We start from the raw sequence: 16,472 nt of genomic DNA on the forward strand, positions 1-16,472 counted from the left end.
CGCCCCGCGCTCCGCGCAGTCGGAGGCGTCCCGCGCGCACCGCGCGCCGCAGCGCCGCCGGCGGCGTGCCCCGCGTGGCGACCACCCGGAGCCGTGCGCACCGTGGCGGCGGTGATCCGCGCCTCCAGACCGATGCGGGCGCATCCATCCCGCGACGCACGACGACCCGATCCTGCACCTGCGCCGGCCGCGTGTCCGCGCGCCGCGGCCGGGGCAAGTCCTCGTTCACCTCCCGTTCACCCGAGGGCACCTCCCGGGTCACCTCGCGTCCCTACAGTCGCTCCCGGGTCAGCACCGGCCCGCGGGACCAGCAGCGGCCCCAACCTGCACTGACATCCCGAACTGCACCGAACATCCCGAAGGGACCCCTGTGAACATCAAGCGAATCGGCACGGTCGCGGCGATCGCGATCGCCGGCGCGGTCGTGCTCTCCTCCTGCGCAGCGAACGAGGACGCGGGCAACGGCTCCAGCGCGTCCGCGACGTCTGCCTCGGGCACGGACTACTCGAAGCTCTCGGGCACGCTCACCGGTTCGGGCTCGTCCGCCCAGGCCACCGCCGAGGCCGCGTGGGCCGCCGGCTTCCAGGACAAGGCCTCCGGCGTCACGGTCAACTACTCGCCCGACGGCTCGGGCGCAGGCCGCAAGAACTTCATCTCGGGCGCCGCGGACTTCGCCGGCTCCGACGCCGCGCTCTCCGACGAGGAGCTCTCGGGCTCGTTCGCGAACTGCGCCGCGGACTCGAAGGCCATCGACATCCCGGTCTACATCTCCCCGATCGCGATCGCGTACAAGGTCAACGGGGTCTCGGACCTCACCCTCGACGCGAAGACCATCGCGGGCATCTTCTCCGGCAAGATCACCAAGTGGAACGACTCGGAGATCAAGTCGCTCAACAGCGGTGTCGACCTGCCGGACGCCAACATCACGGTGATCCACCGCTCGGACGACTCGGGCACCACGTTCAACTTCTCGCAGTACGTCGACGCGAACGCCGGCGACGTGTGGGGCAAGGAGCCGAGCCAGACCTACCCGTTCCAGGTCGGCGACTCGGCCAAGGGCACCTCGGGCGTCGCGTCCGCGATGGCCAGCGCCTCGAACGCGATCACCTACATCGACGACTCGGGCGCGGGCTCGCTCGACAAGGCGAAGCTCATGGTCGGCGACAAGGCCACCGAGATCTCGGCTGACGGTGCCGCGCAGGTCGTGGCCGACTCGAAGCAGGTCTCGGGCCGCTCGGACAACGACCTCGCGATCGACATCGACCGCAAGGACACCGCCGAGAACGCCTGGCCGCTGGTGCTCGTCTCCTACGCCATCGCGTGCCAGGAGTACAAGGACTCGTCCAAGGGCGAGCTCGTGAAGGGCTACCTCGACTACGTCGTGTCGCAGGACGCGCAGCAGGCCGCCGCGAAGGAGGCCAAGTCGGCCGCCCTCTCGAGCGACCTGTCGGAGAAGGCTGCGAAGGCCGTCGCCTCCATCAAGTAACGCCCCTGAGCGCCCGGACGCCGGTCCCACCCACACCTGACCGGCGTCCGGGCACTCGCCCGTCACGGCGACGTCCGTGACACCCCTCCCTCCCCCGATCCCGCACCCGTGCCCGCGCCCGCAGCCCGGCTCGGATGCCTCTCCGACAGGAGTCCCATGACGACCGCACCGGCCCGTGAAGGGGCCACCGTGATCCCGAAGCCGAAGGCCGTCGTCCGTGTCGGCGACCGGGTCTTCTCCGCCGCCTCGGTCGTGGCCGGCGGCATCATCCTGCTCGTGCTGGCCCTCGTGGCGGCGTTCCTCGTCTGGCAGAGCATCCCGGCGTTCAGCGCGAAGGTCGGCGAGCTGCCGAACGACGCCACCAACTTCTGGGACTACGTCGGGCCCCTCGTCTTCGGCACCGTCTGGTCCGCGCTCATCGCGCTCGTGATCGCCGTGCCGCTCTCGCTCGGGATCGCGCTCTTCATCTCGCACTACGCACCGCGCCGCATCGCGCCGGTGCTCGGGTACGTCATCGACCTGCTCGCCGCGGTGCCGTCGGTGGTCTACGGCCTCTGGGGCATCGTCGTCCTGGCACCCTTCGTGAAGCCGTTCTACCGCTTCCTCAACGAGTACCTCGGCTGGTTCCCGCTGTTCTCCGGTCAGGTCTCCGGCACCGGTCGCACGATCCTCACCGCGTCGATCGTGCTCGCGGTGATGGCGATCCCGATCATGACCGCCGTCATGCGGGAGATCTTCCTGCAGGCCCCGCGGCTGAACGAGGAGGCGGCGTTGGCCCTCGGCGCGACCCGCTGGGAGATGATCCGCCTGTCGGTCCTGCCGTTCGCCAAGTCGGGCATCGTCTCCGCGATCATGCTCGGGCTCGGCCGCGCGCTCGGTGAGACGATGGCGATCGCCCTCGTGCTCTCGGTGTCGACGAACGTCACGTTCCAGATGCTGACCTCGCTGAACCCGTCGACCATCGCCGCGAACATCGCCCTGCAGTTCGCCGAGGCGTCCGGCACCGCCCTGAACGCGCTCATCGCGTCGGGCCTGATCCTCTTCGTCATCACCCTGGTCATCAACATGCTCGCGCGCTACATCGTCCGCGCGCGGGTCAGCTGAGAGGTGCAACGCCCGATGTCCCTCGCGCTCCGTCAGACCGGCATGGCCGGCAACGTGTACGCCAACGGCAAGCTGCACAAGTCCGTGCCGTGGCTCCTGCTCATCGGCTCCTGGGTCGCCCTGATCGCGGTCTTCGCCCTGCTCAACGCGGGCGGTGCCGTCAAGGACTTCAACGTCGTCGCGGCCCTGTTCCTCGGCACGGTCCTGTTCGACGTCCTGATCGTCGTCGTCTCGCGCATCGTCGAGGGCGGGCGCAAGGCCGTCGACCGGCTCGTCACCTCGCTCGTGGTGACCGCGTTCGTGATCGCCGTGCTGCCGCTGGTCTCACTCCTCTGGACCGTGATCGCCGACGGGCTCGCCCGGTTCGACGCGCAGTTCTTCTCGTACTCGATGCGCGGCGTGATCTCGGAGGGCGGCGGCGCGGTCCACGCCCTCGTCGGCACGCTCGAGATCACGCTCTTCGCGGCACTCATCTCGGTGCCGATCGGCCTGCTCACCTCGATCTACCTCGTCGAGTACGGCAAGGGGGCGCTCGCGAAGGGCATCACGTTCTTCGTGGACGTCATGACGGGGATCCCGTCGATCGTGGCCGGTCTCTTCGCGTACTCGCTGTTCGCGCTCTTCCTCGGCCCGGGCGCCCGCTTCGGTCTCGTCGGCTCGATCGCGCTCAGCGTGCTGATGATCCCGATCGTCGTGCGCTCCACCGAAGAGGTGCTGAAGATCGTCCCGATGGAGCTCCGCGAGGCCTCCTACGCACTCGGCGTCCCGAAGTGGCTGACCATCGTCAAGGTGGTGCTGCCGACCTCCCTCGCCGGCATCACGACGGGCGTCATGCTCTCGATCGCCCGCGTGATCGGCGAGACGGCCCCGCTGCTCGTCACGGCCGGCTTCACCGCCTCGATGAACTACGACCTCTTCAAGAACCCGATGATGACGCTGCCGGTGTTCGCGTACACGCAGTACTCGCAGCAGGGTTCGAACCCGGTACCGTTCGTCGACCGTGCCTGGACGGCGGCACTCCTGCTCATCCTCATCGTGATGGCGCTCAACCTGCTCGCGCGCTTCGTCACCCGCCTCTTCGCCCCCAAGCTCCCGCGCTAGCCGCGAGCACCGACTCCCCCGCAAGCCCCGAAGGAATCCACTGTGTCCAAGCGCATCGAGGTCGACGGCCTCAACGTCTACTACTCGAAGTTCAAGGCGGTCGAGGGCGTCGACATGACGATCGAGCCCCGCACCGTCACCGCCTTCATCGGCCCGTCCGGCTGCGGCAAGTCGACCTTCCTCCGCACCCTCAACCGCATGCACGAGGTCATCCCCGGTGCCTGGGTCGAGGGCTCGGTCAAGGTCGACGGCGACGACCTCTACGGCGCGGGCGTCGACCCGGTGCTCGTCCGCCGTCAGGTCGGCATGGTGTTCCAGCGGCCGAACCCGTTCCCCACGATGTCGATCAAGGACAACGTGCTCGCGGGCGTGAAGCTCAACAACAAGCGCATCTCGAAGTCCGAGTCGGACGACATCGTCGAGCGTTCACTGCAGGGCGCCAACCTGTGGAACGAGGTCAAGGACCGCCTCGACAAGCCGGGCATGGGCCTCTCCGGCGGTCAGCAGCAGCGCCTGTGCATCGCGCGTGCGATCGCCGTGCAGCCCGACGTGCTCCTGATGGACGAGCCTTGCTCGGCGCTCGACCCGATCTCGACGCTCGCGATCGAGGACCTCATCGAGGAGCTGAAGAAGGAGTACACGATCGTCATCGTGACCCACAACATGCAGCAGGCCTCGCGGGTGAGCGACCGGACGGCGTTCTTCAACATCGCCGGCACGGGGCACCCGGGCAAGCTCATCGAGTACGACGACACCGCGACGATCTTCTCGAACCCGTCGGTGCAGGCCACCGAGGACTACGTCTCCGGCCGCTTCGGATGATCCACTGACGTGCTCACGACGGCCCCGTCGGACTCCGGTCCGGCGGGGCCGTCTCCGTGCGTCGCGGGCATCGCGCGACGGCCGGGAGGCGCGGCCCACCCCCGCACTGCGGCCGGCGGCCCGGCAGGTGGCGGGGCGGGACGGTGCTGGGCCAGGCCGGTCGGTCGTGTGGGGACGACAGTGCGGTCGTCGGACGACAGCGGCGGCGTCGCGTGTGCCCGTCACCGGAGGACGCCCACGACAACGACAGCGTGGTCGTCGGACGACAGCGTGGTCGTCGGACGACAGCGTGGTCGTCGGACGACAGCGGCGGCGTCGCCGGACAGCGGCAGGGACGGCGGGACGCGAGTGCGTCGCGACGAGGACGCGGACGAACCCGCCCGGCTACGCCTCCGTGGAGACCGCGGCGATCGGGGTCGTGGTCGGCTGCTCCGACCCGCCCTCGGGCTCGACGGTGATGCCCACGGTGACGCCCGAGCTGTACCGGCCCTCGAGGACGGCGGAGTGCACCCCGTCCGACGAGCGCTCCATGAGACCGGCGGCCGTGATCGCGCCGCCGGAGTTCTTCGGCTCGATGTACCAGAGCTCGTAGACCTTGCCCTTCGGCGCCTGGTCCACCCCGTCGAGGATCACGGCGGACTTGCCGAGCTCGGCCGACCAGACGACCGTGGCCGTCCCGCCGCCCTGCACCGGGGTGGTGCTCCGCTTGAAGTCCGACGCGGCGTAGATGCTGTCGAGCACGCCCGAACTCTGCGACGTCTCCGGGCCGGGCTGGTCGCCGGGGACGAAACCGTTGCCGATCCCGAGCCCGACGCCGAGGAACACCACCGCGACGGCAGCCGCGGCGGACAGCGCTGCTGCCGGACGCTGGAACCAGCGGCGGCGAGCCGCGGTCTCGGCCGGACCCGGCCCCGCGACGGAGGCGGGGGACGGGGCGGAGGCGGGTCGTGCCTCCAGGCCGGCGTCGGGGACGGCAGGGGAGGCCGAGCGCAGCGGCGCAGCCTGCGGTGTGGTCTGGATCTGCGCCAGCAGCGACGCCTTGAGCGACGCCGGAGGCTCGATCGGGTCGGTCGAGTACGCCAGCTGGAGCGCGGTCTCGCGCAGCGAGTCGGTCTCGGCCTGGAGTTCGGGCGATGCCGTGAGGGCAGCCTCCACCAGGGCACGCTCGTCGTCGGACAGCGCGTTCAGCGCGTACGAGCCGGTCAGCGAAGAGGGGTCGTCGTGTCGTTCGGTCATGAGGTCACCCCCATCTCGTCTCGGAGTCGGATCATCCCGTCACGCAGACGGGTCTTGACGGTGCCGATCGGCACCCCCAGGTGTGCGGCCATCTCGCTGTGCGAGTAGCCGCCGTAGTACGCGAGCTGCACCGCCTGGCGTTGGAACTCGGTGAGCTTGGCCAGCGCTCGGCTGACCCGCTCGTGCTCGATGCGGATCTCCACGGACTCGGAGACCTGGTCGAAACCAGCCTCGAAGTCGCGGATCCCGATGCGGGTGTCACGGTCGTGCGACGACTGCGATGCCCGGACCCGGTCGACCGCTCGGCGGTGCGCCATGGTGAGGACCCAGCTGGCGGCCGAGCCTCGACCGCGGTCGAAGCGTGCGGCCTGCTGCCAGACCTCGAGGAAGACCTCCTGCGTGACCTCCTCGGACTGCGCCCGGTCCTTGAGGAGCCGGGTCACGAGGCCGAGCACACGGCCGGACAGTTCGTCGTACAGGTCGGAGAAGGCTGCCTGGTCGCCGCCGGCCACCCGTGAGAGGAGCTCGTCGGGCGATGGGCGAGCCGCTTCGGCAGCGCTCCAGCGCTCGGTATCGCGTTCCACGATGGACAGCATTGCAGGTTTCCCCCTCTCGGTGCACGGGGAGCTGCAGTCGTCCAGGAGTCGTGCAGCAGGTCAGGTTCGGTGTTTCGTTTTGTGGCGAGGGCGGCGTGACCCGCAGGGAATTGACCGGCAGGGACCGGACCGGGTCGCACCGACCCTCGCCGTGGCGGGAAGAGGATCTCGCCACGGTGATGATTCGGTGTCCTGCTCCTGCTGGATTGGAGGGAATCTCGACCGAGCCGGATCGGGCACGCCCGGGTCCGTGCGTGTCCTCCGAGCGAGAACACGGTCGTCGGCGCACAGGGTCGTCTCGTAGACTCGGAGTCGCCGGGCCGCAGCAAGCCCCGGGCTCCAAAATTCGCCGCTTCGAGCGGCCTCGCGCCGAGAGGCGCTTCTGCGGCCCGGTTCTTCGCTGTCCGGGGGCGGTTCCGCTCACCTGTGGTCTGTGGGTCCGCCACATCCGGACGGGAGGCGCGGCACCGGTGGGTACCAGGCCGTGCGTCCGGTGGGCGGTCGCGTCGCCCAGGGTGCGGGCGTCGGGCGCGGGACGCACGCCGTTCGGCGATTCGTCTGCGTCGGCGCTTCGTCTGCGTCGTCTGCGTCGGCGCTTCGTCTGCGTCGGCTGCGCCGTCAGTCGAGGCTGTCGCGGCGCCAGAGCGCCGCCGCCTCCGTCAGGTCGGCAGCCAGCTCGGAGAGGCGCAGCGCCCGCCGGGTCAGCTCGCTCGCGCGCGCATCCGCCGTGAGGTCCGACTCGTCCGCGACCGCCGTGGCACCAGCCGCCGTCAGCCGGCAGAACGCCGCACCACGGTCGAGGGCCACCGCGAGGTCACCCGTGTACAGCCCGTGCAGGATGCGGTCGGCGAGCGTCAGGATCTCCGCCGGTCCGGTCGGCTGCTCGGCCCCGGCGACGGCCTGGTCGATCGTGCCGATGCGTTCCGTCCCGCGCGCGAAGAGGTAGGAGACCTCCTCCGGGGACTGCCGGATGACGGTGCGCACGAGGTAGATCCGCCACAGCGCCCCGGGAAGGGTGTGCGCGCCGACCCGTGCCCACAGCTCGGCGATCGCGTCGATGCCGTGCACGTCCGTGTAGGTCACGAGCCGTTCGACCACGGCGGGGTCCGGGTCCTGGCGCACCCGGTGCAGCAGCGCGTTCGCGGTCTCGTGCGCGACACGGTTCACCACGGCCGGGTCCTCACCGCCCTGGATGGCAGCGAACTCGGCATCGGTGAAGTGGACGGGACGATGGTGATCGCGAGGCACCGCGACAGTGTAGGCGCGGCCACCGACGCCGGGCGTCCCCCGTTCGCCGAGAACGCAACCACGCGCTGCGGCGTACCTTCTGGCGGCAGGGAGGTACCCCTCCCGGACGTCGAGGAGAGGACCTCATGAACGCCCTGCTGATCATCCTGGCCGTGATCGCGGTCATCCTGCTGTTCGTCGGCGGTTTCGCCGCGAGCCTGAAGTTCCTGCTGTGGGTCGGCATCGTGCTGCTCGTCGTCGCGGTGATCATGTGGCTCCTGCGCATGCTGACCGGACGACGCAGCTAGACACCGCTCGTTCTCCCCGGAGGCCCTCACCCGCTAGCCTTGCGGGTGAGGGCCTCTAGCTCAGTTGGTAGAGCACCGGACTTTTAATCCGAGGGTCGTGGGTTCGAGCCCCACGGGGCCTACCAGTCCCGAACTCCGCCCTTTCATCTGAGGGTCGTGGGTACGAGCCCCACGGGGCCTCCCCAGATGTCAAGCGCCGATCGGCCCACAGACCTTCGGTTCGGCGTCCGTACAGCATCGACGTAGGATCGGACCATGCGCGATCGTCCCGCGGGTCGGATCGGCTCGCTCGACGGTCTCCGGGGGATCGCGGCAGCGGTCGTCCTCGTCCACCACGTGTTCCTCACGATCCCGGCGTTCTCCCGGGGCAACTACGGTCTCGCGGTCCCGTCCGGGGTCGACTGGCTCGTCCACTCCCCGGCGCACCTCGTATGGGCCGGCACCGAGGCGGTCTTCGTCTTCTTCGTGCTGAGCGGCTTCGTGCTCACCCTGCCGTCCCTCCGGCGGACGCAGGACTGGAACGGGTACTACCCGAGCCGGCTCGTCCGCCTGTACCTCCCGGTCGTCGCGTCGGTGCTGCTCGCGCTCGCCCTGTTCCTCCTCGTGCCACGGACGTCGGAGGGCGACCAGGCCCTGTGGGTGAACGCGCACGCCGAGCCCCTGACCCTCCGCGGGCTGCTCGGTGACGTCACGGTGGTCGACCCGAACTTCCTGAACAGTCCGCTCTGGTCGCTCACGTGGGAGGTCGCGTTCTCGATCCTCCTTCCGCTGTACGTCTCCGTCGCCGCCGTCACGCGCCGCTGGTGGTGGGCGGTCGCCTTGATCGCGATCGTCCTCTCCGCCTACGGTGACCGCGTCCACGTCGAGTGGTTGGTCTACCTGCCGATGTTCCTGCTCGGCTCCGCGATGGCGTCCGGCTGGGAGCAGATCCGCGAGGTCCCGAAGGGCTGGGGCTGGGTGCTCCTGGTCGCCGCACTCCTCGGCGTGACGTGCTCGTGGTGGTTCCCGGGCTGGATCCCGAACGGCGGTGTGCACCAAGCGGTGACGCTGGCCTGCGCCGGAACGCTCGTCCTCCTCGCGGGCAAGTGGGTCCCCGCCGAGCGCCTGCTGCTCGGCCCGGTCCCGCGGTGGCTCGGCCGGCTGTCCTTCAGCCTGTACCTCGTGCACGAGCCGATCCTCGTGTCGATCGCCAACGTCGTGCCGCGCGGTGGCTGGTGGATCGTCGTCGTGCTCGGACCGCCGGTGGCCTTCGGCGTGGCGATGGTGTTCTCCCGCCTCGTCGAGCTCCCGGCGCACCGGCTCGCGAAGCGCGTGGCGACGCGGGTGTCGGAGGCGACGCGCGCCGACCACGCCGCCTGGTCGTCCCGCGCCTGAACGCTGCGACCAGGGTCCGGTGACACGTCCCCGGTACAATTCCGGTCGTGGCCCGACGAACCGACGGCGGATGGCCGGACGGATCAGGTCCGACTCCCGCGAGACGACGCCGCCGAACCCTGCCCGCGCTGGCGTTCGGCGCGATGGCGCTCGGCGTCTCCGGGTTCCTGGTGATGCTCCCGTCGGTGTCCGACGCCTGCCAGCCCGTCGCCCGGCCGTCGGCGTCCCCCTCGGCCGTCGCGCGAGCGATCGAGCCGGGTTCGGACGTGCTGATCATCGGCGACTCGTACACGGCGGGCCGCGGGTCGTCGGACGGCGAGCACGGCTGGGCGCAGGACCTCGTGGCCGACCGCGGTTGGGACGCGAAGATCGACGGCATCCCGGGCACCGGGTACGTCAACACGGGCCGCCCGCGGACCTCGCGGTACGCGTACGAGGCCCGGGTCGCGAAGCAGCACGCCCTGCACCCGGACCTCGTCATCGTGCAGGGCAGCCAGAACGACTGGGACGCCGCTCCGTCGACGCTCCGGTCGGCCGTGACGACGACCCTCACCCTCGCGAAGGAGCAGTGGCCGGACGCCGTGGTGGTCGCCGTGGGTCCGTCCGCACCGGAACCCCGCGCCGAGAGCACGGCCAGCATCTCCGACATGGTCTCCGCCGGCGCCCGAGCAGCGGGGGTGCCCTACCTCGACGCCCTCGGTGACCGGTGGTTCACGTCGGCGAACAGCCCGGGCTACGCGGCGGAGGACGGCGAGCACCTCAACGACGCCGGCTACGCCTACCTCGCGGACCGGATCGGCGCTGCGCTCGACACGATGGCGGCGGCGCCGGCCGGGCAGCAGTGCGCCTGAGCGGGCGCGACGGTCCGGACGGGGTACAAGTCCTCCTCGGCTGACTCTTGGGCGTTGCACTGCACAGTTCAGTGCGCGTTCAGCAGGTTGTTGGGTTGCCGCCGATAGAGTCGCTCGCGGATCCGAACGACGGCTCCTGCGAGACAGCACCACTGCAACACGAACGGGGTACACCGTGATCGAGCCCATCGAAGCCACGCACACCAGCGCCGACGGCGCGCGCCGCATCGTCGAGCTCGCGACGGCCACCGGGACCACCATGAGCGACCAGCTCCTGCTCGACACCCTGCGCCGCAACGCACAGGTGACCACGCGCCACATCCGCGAGGACTTCCTCGAGATCGCGACCGCCACCACCGTCCTCGGCTACGTCTGCCGGCAGCGGTCGGAGTACATCGCCCTGCGCGGCGACGACCCGGCGTGGGCGCACGAGGTCGGCCGCTACGGCACCGAGGCACTCGCGGTCGAGGCACTGCGCATGCGCCGCGGCTGACCGCTCCACCGGACACGCTCGCACACGACGAAGGCCGCCCCGACCGGGGCGGCCTTCGTCGTGTGCGGTGGCCATCGCGCTGCGTCGTCTCCGCGAGGCTCGGGCCCGTGACGCGGTCGGAGCGCTGCGCCCGGGCGTCAGGACCAGACGCGCCGGATGCCCCAGGTCCCGGTCCAGGTCTCGTCGGGCTCGAGCCACCGCAGACCCTCGCCCGAGTTGAGCGCGTTCGCGGGAGCGGTCATCGGCTCGACCGCCACGGCGAGCCCGGTGCCCTCGCCCCTCGGGAAGGTCCGCGACGTGAACACCTGCACGTACCGGAACGACTCGTCCTGCCAGAGCTCGACACCGTCGCCCTCCGGCCCGTGCACCGTCGTGCGGCGGACGCCCTCCGCGTCCGGGGTGATGTCCGTGTACGCGGTGTCGAGGTCCGAGTCGCCCGCCCGACGACCGGCGCGGAGGTCGGAGTCGGTCCCGGTGACGTCGAACGACCCGTCGGGCACCTTCTGCTCGTTCGTCGAGAACGCGGTCGCTGCGTCGAGCGTGACGACGAGGTCCTCGGGCGGGGTGTCGCCGGCGCGGAGGTACGGGTGCGCCCCGACGGCGAACGGTGCACGGCTCCCCGAGCGGTTCGTGATCGTGTGGGTCACGCGGATGCCGTCGTCGACGAGTTCGTGGTGCACCCGCGTCTCGAGCGTGAACGGCCAACCGTGCTGGGGGTGGATCGTGGCCTCCTGCTCGATCGACGACTCCGTCTGGGACACCGTGCGGTACGGCGAGAACCGGAGCAGACCGTGCGAGGCGTTCCCGTACTTCGGCTCGGAGACGTCGAGCTGCTGCGCCGCGCCGTCCAGCTCCCACCGACCGCCGGCGACCCGGTTCGGCCACGGGACGAGGACGATCCCGTCCGCCCCGGGCGGCGCCTGGTCGACCGCGAACGGCTCGGTGAGGTCGAAGCCGGCGACCCGGAGCTCGCGGATGCCAGCGGCGACCTCGGTGACGACGGCCTCGACGACCCCGTCGGGTCCGGCGTGGCGGAGGCGGTACTGGGCTCCGGTGGGGGCTGCGGTCATGGCGGGCTGGTCCTTCCTCGGTGCGCGTGCGGGTTCGGTGGGGCCGTCACCGGCCGTCACCGGCCGTCGGCGACGACGACCTCGACCCCGGCCGCGCGGACGGCGTCGACCAGGGCTGTCGGAGCCTCGGCGGTGACGACGACGTCGATGTCGTGCAGCGGACGGACGACCCCGACGTGGGCCCGGCCGAACTTCGACCCGTCCGCGACCACGACGGTACGCCGTGCGGTCTCCGCGAGCATCCGCTTCGTCTCGGTCTCTGGCAGGTTCACGTTCGTCAGCCCGTGCTCGACGTCGAGGCCGGTCCCGCCGAGGAACACCACGTCGGCGGCGATCATCGGCAACACGGTGCCGTTGAACGGAGCGACGAGGGAGTGCTGCAGCGGTCGGAGCGTCCCGCCCGTGACGATGACGGTGAAGCGGGGCACCGCGGGTTCCAGGGCGAGTGCCGTGGTGAGCGAGTTGGTGACGACGGTGACGTCCGCGAGGTCCGTCCGCGCGACCAGGGCGGCGGCGACCGCGGCCGGCGTGGTCCCCACGTCGAGCACGACGCACTCCCCGGACCGGACGAGCGCCGCAGCTGCCCGGCCGATCGCGGCCTTGGCGTCCTGGTGCTCGACCGCGGTCTCCTCGAACGGTCGTTCGCCGGAACCGGCCACCAGGCGGACCGCACCGCCGTGCACCCGCCGGATCCGTGCCTCCAGGTCGAGGGCGGCGAGGTCCTGGCGGACCGTCACCTCGCTCGTCCCGAGCGCCGCGGCCAACGCGGACGTGCGGACGAGACCGGGTGCCCCGTCGACGATGGTCACGATGCGCTCCTGACGGAGCGGTGCCGGCAGCGCGCCGTCGAGGAAGAGGTCAGCGTCCGTCACCCGCCCAGTTTCGTCCGCTTCCGTCTGCTTTCGCAAGACTTCGTTCCGCGGTAGGGTGTGTCGGTGATCACCAAGCGCGCGACGAAGCTCGCGGACGGCCGCGACCTGTTCTACTTCGACGACGCCGACTCGACGCTGCCCGCCGAGCGGAGCATCGACCAGCGCGTCCTCGACCCCCGCCCGGAGACCGCCCGCATGCGGCAGGACGTCCTGACCGGCGAGTGGGTGTCGATCGCGGCGAGCCGGCAGAACCGGGTGTTCCTGCCGCCGGCCGACCAGGACCCGCTGGCCCCGCAGACCGACGCGAACCCCTCGGAGATCCCGAGCCGCTACGACGTGGCCGTGTTCGAGAACCGGTCGCCGTCCTTCGGCCCCCAGCTCGAGGCCGACGACGCTCCCCCGTCGCTCGGGTCCCTGTCCGAGGTCGGGCTGAACCGCCAGTTCCGCAGCGTCGGCCGGTGCGAGGTCGTGTGCTTCTCGCCGGAGACGAGCGGATCGTTCGCGTCGATCTCCGAGTCACGCGCCCGCACGGTGGTCGAGGCTTGGGCGGACCGGACGGCCGCACTGTCGGCCATGCCCGGCATCCAGCAGGTGTTCCCGTTCGAGAACCGGGGTGAGGCGATCGGCGTCACCCTGCACCACCCGCACGGGCAGATCTACGCCTACCCCTACGTCACGCCGCGCACCCAGCGTCTGCTCGCGAGCATCGAGCGCTTCGGGCCGGACCTGTTCGAGCGGCACCTCGAGAACGAACGGGCGTCGGAGCGGGTCGTCCTCGCGGGTGAGCACTTCACCGCCTTCGTGCCGTTCGCCGCGCGCTGGCCGATCGAGGTGCACATGCTTCCGCACCGGCACGTGCCCGACTTCGCGGGCCTGACCGACGCCGAGAAGGACGAGCTGGCGCACATGCACCTGCGCCTGACGCGCGGCCTCGACGAGCTCTACGGCGACCCGACGCCGTACATCGCGGCGTGGCACCAGGCCCCGGTGCACACCGCCCGCGACACCGTGCGGCTCATGCTGCAGATCACGTCCCCGCGGCGCGCGGCGGACAAGCTCAAGTTCCTGGCCGGCAGCGAAGCCGCCATGGGCGCCTGGATCGGGGACCTCGTGCCCGAGAAGGCGGCCGAGTTCATCCGAGGAGGGATCGAACGCGCATGACGTTCCAGCAGGTCTACGGGTACGAGCCGGCGGTGCGGTACTCCGCCCCCGGTCGCGTCAACCTGATCGGCGAGCACACCGACTACAACGACGGGTACGTCCTGCCGTTCGCGATCGACCGTCGGACGGTCGCGTCGATCAGCGCGCGGGACGACCGGCTGCTGCGTGTGGCCTCGGCGTTCGAGCCGGACGCCGTCCACGAGCTGTCGCTCGACGACCTGTCGCCCGAGCGCATGGACGGGTGGTCGGCCTACGTCTTCGGCATCGCCTGGGCACTGCGCGAGCAGGCGGGAGCGGACCTCGCCGACAAGACCGGGTTCGACGTGTTCATCGACTCGGACGTGCCGGTCGGTGCGGGCCTGTCGTCGAGTGCGGCGATCGAGTGCGGCGTGGCGCTGGCGTTCAACGACCTCTGGGAGCTCGGCCTCGACCGGAAGACCCTCGCCCGGGTCGGTCAGTACTCCGAGAACCACGCCGTCGGCGCACCGACCGGGATCATGGACCAGTCGGCGTCGCTCCTCGGCGAGCAGGACGCGGTCGTGTTCCTCGACTGCCGGACGCTCGACACCGCCGTGGTCGACCTGGCGCTCGAGGCGAACGGGCTCGAGGTCCTGGTCATCGACACCCGCGTCGAGCACGCTCACGCCACCGGCGGCTACAAGGCGCGTCGTGAGTCGTGCGAGCGCGGCGCGGCGGCGATGGGCGTCGAGGCACTCCGCGACGTCTCCGTCGAGGACCTGCCCCGCGCCCAGGAGCTCCTCGACGACGAGACCTTCCGCCGCGTCCGGCACATCGTGACGGAGGACCAGCGGGTCCTCGACACGGTCCGCACTCTCCGCGAGAGCGGGCCGCGCGCGATCGGCTCGCTGCTCGTCGCGTCGCACGAGTCGATGCGCGACGACTTCGAGATCTCCGTGCCGGAGCTCGACCTGGCGGTCTCGACCGCGGTCGAGCACGGTGCCGTGGGCGCTCGGATGACCGGTGGTGGCTTCGGTGGCGCGGCGATCGCGCTGGTCGACCGGGAGGCCCGTGGCACGATCACGGACGCCGTCACGTCCGCCTTCGCCGCGGCCGGGTACCGCGAGCCGAACGTCTTCACCGTGCACGCCGCGCAGGGCGCCCGGCGCGACTGACGCGAGCGACGCTGCGGACCACCGCCGCGCAGCGAAGCCACGCGTGCCGGCGGTTCAGCGGGTCATGTGGCCCGTCGTCACCGTGACCCCGCCCCACGGGAACCCGTGGGGGTGCAGGACCTGGTGCTCCACCTGGTCGATCACGACGTGTCCCTGCCACACCCAGTAGACGAGCACGCCGAGCACCACCACTACCGGGGCCGCGATGTACGCGGTCCGGCGGATCACCGCACCGACCCGGTCGTGACCGAACCGCGCGAGCGTCGGCGGCAGGACGACCCCGAGGGCGAGGACCAACACCAACACAACCAGTGCGGCCGGAGCGACGTGGCCGACGGCGGACACCGTGGGCGGGGCCGTCGCAACCGGGTTCCCCTCGGCGTCGATCCACCCACCGGACGCGTCGACCCCGCCGTACTCCGACGATGCACTGAACAGCACCGCTCCGTGGGACGCGGCCAGCGCGACCACACCGAAGAGCACGAGCGGCCAGGCTCGGAGCCGGAACTGCCGTCCGGTCGGCGCCATCACGGGCTCGGTCTGGACGGCTGTGGTCTCCCCCATGCGGCGACCGTACCACCCGGCGCGCGGTCCGACGGAGGTGATCCGTGCCTCCAGTCCGGGCCAGACGCGACCGGAACGCGGAAGCGACAGATCCCCGTGGGCGGGCCGAGGAGATCTGTCGCTCTCGCGAGGGCGACCGTCAGCGCAGGTGGCGCTCCGCCGCCTCGACGACGTTCTTCATGAGCATCGCCCGGGTCATCGGCCCGACCCCGCCCGGGGTCGGCGAGAGGAACCCCGCCACGGAGGCCACCGCCGGGTCGACGTCGCCGCGCAGCTTCGCCTTCCCGGTGGCCTCGTCGACCACACGGGTGATGCCGACGTCGATGACCGCGGCGCCGGGCTGCACCCAGTCCGGCTGCACGAGTCCGGCGACCCCGGCCGCGGCGACGATGATGTCGGCACGGCGGCACTCGGCAGCGACGTCCTCGGTCAGGGAGTGGGTCAGCGTGGCGGTGGCCTCGAGCCGGGTGAGGAGCAGGCCGAGCGGGCGTCCGACCGTCAGGCCCTGGCCGATGATCGTGACGTGCTTGCCACGGATCGGGACTTCGTACGCCTCGAGCATCGCGACGATGCCGCGCGGGGTGCACGGGAGCGGAGCGTCGATCGTGCCGGCACCACCGGGGACGGCGAGCACGAGCTCACCGAGGTTGGTCGGGTGCAGACCGTCGGCGTCCTTCGCCGGGTTCATGAGCTCGAGCATCGGGACCGGGTCGATGCCCTGCGGCAGCGGGAGCTGCACGATGAACGCGGTGACCCGCGGGTCGTCGTTCATCTGGAGGATCGCGGACCGGATGTCGGCGGCACTCGCGGTCTCCGGCAGGTCGATGCGGACCGAGTCGAGCCCGATCTGCGCCGAGTCCTTGTGCTTGCCGGCGACGTACGACACCGAGCCCGGGTTCTGGCCGACCATGATGGTGCCGAGTCCGGGGCGGAACCCGTGGTCGTGCAGGCGGTCGATGCGGAGCTTCAGGTCGTCGAGCGTGCGGGCGGCGAGGGCGGTGCCGTCGATGCGGACGGCAGAGCCCTCGCCTGCCCAGAGCTCGCGCGGCAGTGGCGTGGGCGACGGGGTCACAG

Annotated in this window: 17 protein-coding genes and 1 tRNA gene; 11 read left to right on the plus strand and 7 right to left on the minus strand. The window is 71.1% G+C overall.

Going from position 1 to position 16,472, the window contains the following annotated elements; translation table 11 throughout:
* The first annotated feature begins 370 nt into the window (after nucleotides 1-370).
* The 4 genes from Csp2054_RS06455 (at nucleotide 371) to pstB (ending at nucleotide 4,513) form a co-directional block, all read left to right on the plus strand.
* Nucleotides 371-1,486 (plus strand): phosphate ABC transporter substrate-binding protein PstS, encoded by a 1,116-nt coding sequence (locus Csp2054_RS06455; protein ID WP_096898501.1) that lies wholly within the window; start codon nucleotides 371-373, stop codon nucleotides 1,484-1,486.
* 156 nt (nucleotides 1,487-1,642) lie between these two features.
* Nucleotides 1,643-2,590 carry a phosphate ABC transporter permease subunit PstC gene (gene pstC / locus Csp2054_RS06460; protein ID WP_096898502.1) on the plus strand — a complete coding sequence of 316 codons (948 nt, stop codon included), beginning with the start codon at nucleotides 1,643-1,645 and terminating at the stop codon, nucleotides 2,588-2,590.
* 15 nt (nucleotides 2,591-2,605) lie between these two features.
* Nucleotides 2,606-3,691 carry a phosphate ABC transporter permease PstA gene (pstA, locus tag Csp2054_RS06465; protein WP_096898503.1) on the plus strand — a complete coding sequence of 362 codons (1,086 nt, stop codon included), beginning with the start codon at nucleotides 2,606-2,608 and terminating at the stop codon, nucleotides 3,689-3,691.
* A 42-nt stretch (nucleotides 3,692-3,733) separates the two neighbouring features.
* On the plus strand, nucleotides 3,734-4,513 hold the full coding sequence (pstB, locus tag Csp2054_RS06470; RefSeq protein ID WP_096898504.1) for a phosphate ABC transporter ATP-binding protein PstB: 780 nt from the start codon (nucleotides 3,734-3,736) through the stop codon (nucleotides 4,511-4,513).
* A gap of 384 nt (nucleotides 4,514-4,897) precedes the next feature.
* Here the strand turns inward: pstB and Csp2054_RS06475 are convergent, their stop codons facing one another.
* From Csp2054_RS06475 to Csp2054_RS06485, 3 genes are all read right to left on the minus strand, one after another.
* The gene (locus Csp2054_RS06475) at nucleotides 4,898-5,749 is read right to left on the minus strand and encodes an anti-sigma factor domain-containing protein (RefSeq protein WP_096898505.1); all 852 of its coding nucleotides are present in this window, start codon (nucleotides 5,747-5,749) and stop codon (nucleotides 4,898-4,900) included.
* A complete protein-coding gene (gene sigK / locus Csp2054_RS06480) occupies nucleotides 5,746-6,345 on the minus strand; it encodes an ECF RNA polymerase sigma factor SigK (protein ID WP_096898506.1) in 600 nt (199 codons plus the stop codon). Before sigK ends, Csp2054_RS06475 begins: the two co-directional genes overlap by 4 nt.
* A 618-nt stretch (nucleotides 6,346-6,963) precedes the next feature.
* The gene (locus Csp2054_RS06485) at nucleotides 6,964-7,593 is read right to left on the minus strand and encodes a DNA-directed RNA polymerase subunit beta (protein ID WP_096898507.1); all 630 of its coding nucleotides are present in this window, start codon (nucleotides 7,591-7,593) and stop codon (nucleotides 6,964-6,966) included.
* A 125-nt stretch (nucleotides 7,594-7,718) separates the two neighbouring features.
* On the opposite strand from Csp2054_RS06485, the gene Csp2054_RS18035 reads away from it, so the two are divergent.
* The 5 genes from Csp2054_RS18035 to Csp2054_RS06505 all read left to right on the plus strand — a co-directional run bounded on the left by Csp2054_RS18035 (nucleotide 7,719) and on the right by Csp2054_RS06505 (nucleotide 10,598).
* The gene (locus Csp2054_RS18035; RefSeq protein WP_176491591.1) at nucleotides 7,719-7,880 is read left to right on the plus strand and encodes a hypothetical protein; all 162 of its coding nucleotides are present in this window, start codon (nucleotides 7,719-7,721) and stop codon (nucleotides 7,878-7,880) included.
* 49 nt (nucleotides 7,881-7,929) lie between these two features.
* Nucleotides 7,930-8,005, plus strand: a tRNA-Lys gene (locus Csp2054_RS06490).
* A 130-nt stretch (nucleotides 8,006-8,135) separates the two neighbouring features.
* On the plus strand, nucleotides 8,136-9,254 hold the full coding sequence (locus Csp2054_RS06495; protein WP_096898508.1) for an acyltransferase family protein: 1,119 nt from the start codon (nucleotides 8,136-8,138) through the stop codon (nucleotides 9,252-9,254).
* Nucleotides 9,255-9,301: 47 nt separating this feature from the next.
* On the plus strand, nucleotides 9,302-10,105 hold the full coding sequence (locus Csp2054_RS06500) for an SGNH/GDSL hydrolase family protein (protein WP_141399159.1): 804 nt from the start codon (nucleotides 9,302-9,304) through the stop codon (nucleotides 10,103-10,105).
* Nucleotides 10,106-10,280: 175 nt separating this feature from the next.
* On the plus strand, nucleotides 10,281-10,598 hold the full coding sequence (locus tag Csp2054_RS06505) for a hypothetical protein (protein ID WP_096898510.1): 318 nt from the start codon (nucleotides 10,281-10,283) through the stop codon (nucleotides 10,596-10,598).
* Nucleotides 10,599-10,735: 137 nt separating this feature from the next.
* On the opposite strand, the gene Csp2054_RS06510 is transcribed toward Csp2054_RS06505, so the two are convergent.
* Both Csp2054_RS06510 and Csp2054_RS06515 read right to left on the minus strand, forming a co-directional pair.
* Nucleotides 10,736-11,668, minus strand: a complete 933-nt coding sequence (locus Csp2054_RS06510; RefSeq protein WP_096898511.1) for an aldose 1-epimerase family protein — start codon at nucleotides 11,666-11,668, stop codon at nucleotides 10,736-10,738.
* Nucleotides 11,669-11,724: 56 nt separating this feature from the next.
* Nucleotides 11,725-12,540: a DeoR/GlpR family DNA-binding transcription regulator gene (locus Csp2054_RS06515; RefSeq protein WP_096898512.1), complete on the minus strand. Its 816-nt coding sequence runs from the start codon at nucleotides 12,538-12,540 to the stop codon at nucleotides 11,725-11,727.
* A gap of 57 nt (nucleotides 12,541-12,597) precedes the next feature.
* On the opposite strand from Csp2054_RS06515, the gene galT reads away from it, so the two are divergent.
* Together galT and galK are read left to right on the plus strand one after the other, a co-directional pair.
* Nucleotides 12,598-13,701: a galactose-1-phosphate uridylyltransferase gene (gene galT, locus Csp2054_RS06520; RefSeq protein WP_096898513.1), complete on the plus strand. Its 1,104-nt coding sequence runs from the start codon at nucleotides 12,598-12,600 to the stop codon at nucleotides 13,699-13,701.
* A complete protein-coding gene (gene galK / locus Csp2054_RS06525) occupies nucleotides 13,698-14,834 on the plus strand; it encodes a galactokinase (protein WP_096898514.1) in 1,137 nt (378 codons plus the stop codon). Before galT ends, galK begins: the two co-directional genes overlap by 4 nt.
* Before the next feature lie 54 nt (nucleotides 14,835-14,888).
* On the opposite strand, the gene Csp2054_RS06530 is transcribed toward galK, so the two are convergent.
* Both Csp2054_RS06530 and Csp2054_RS06535 read right to left on the minus strand, forming a co-directional pair.
* Nucleotides 14,889-15,398: a hypothetical protein gene (locus Csp2054_RS06530; protein ID WP_096898515.1), complete on the minus strand. Its 510-nt coding sequence runs from the start codon at nucleotides 15,396-15,398 to the stop codon at nucleotides 14,889-14,891.
* Nucleotides 15,399-15,537: 139 nt separating this feature from the next.
* Nucleotides 15,538-16,449, minus strand: a complete 912-nt coding sequence (locus Csp2054_RS06535; RefSeq protein WP_096898638.1) for a tetrahydrofolate dehydrogenase/cyclohydrolase catalytic domain-containing protein — start codon at nucleotides 16,447-16,449, stop codon at nucleotides 15,538-15,540.
* Nucleotides 16,450-16,472 lie beyond the last annotated feature (23 nt).

Source organism: Curtobacterium sp. 'Ferrero', assembly GCF_002412165.1.
GTDB lineage: Bacteria > Actinomycetota > Actinomycetes > Actinomycetales > Microbacteriaceae > Curtobacterium.

Excerpts from the sequence above, each read along its gene's own strand:
- pstC (WP_096898502.1), top strand. The coding sequence starts at position 1,643 with ATGACGACCGCACCGGCCCGTGAAGGGGCCACCGTGATCCCGAAGCCG.
- pstA (WP_096898503.1), top strand. The coding sequence starts at position 2,606 with ATGTCCCTCGCGCTCCGTCAGACCGGCATGGCCGGCAACGTGTACGCC.
- Csp2054_RS06475 (WP_096898505.1), bottom strand. The coding sequence starts at position 5,749 with ATGACCGAACGACACGACGACCCCTCTTCGCTGACCGGCTCGTACGCG.
- sigK (WP_096898506.1), bottom strand. The coding sequence starts at position 6,345 with ATGCTGTCCATCGTGGAACGCGATACCGAGCGCTGGAGCGCTGCCGAA.
- Csp2054_RS18035 (WP_176491591.1), top strand. The coding sequence starts at position 7,719 with ATGAACGCCCTGCTGATCATCCTGGCCGTGATCGCGGTCATCCTGCTG.
- Csp2054_RS06495 (WP_096898508.1), top strand. The coding sequence starts at position 8,136 with ATGCGCGATCGTCCCGCGGGTCGGATCGGCTCGCTCGACGGTCTCCGG.
- Csp2054_RS06510 (WP_096898511.1), bottom strand. The coding sequence starts at position 11,668 with ATGACCGCAGCCCCCACCGGAGCCCAGTACCGCCTCCGCCACGCCGGA.
- galK (WP_096898514.1), top strand. The coding sequence starts at position 13,698 with ATGACGTTCCAGCAGGTCTACGGGTACGAGCCGGCGGTGCGGTACTCC.
- Csp2054_RS06530 (WP_096898515.1), bottom strand. The coding sequence starts at position 15,398 with ATGGGGGAGACCACAGCCGTCCAGACCGAGCCCGTGATGGCGCCGACC.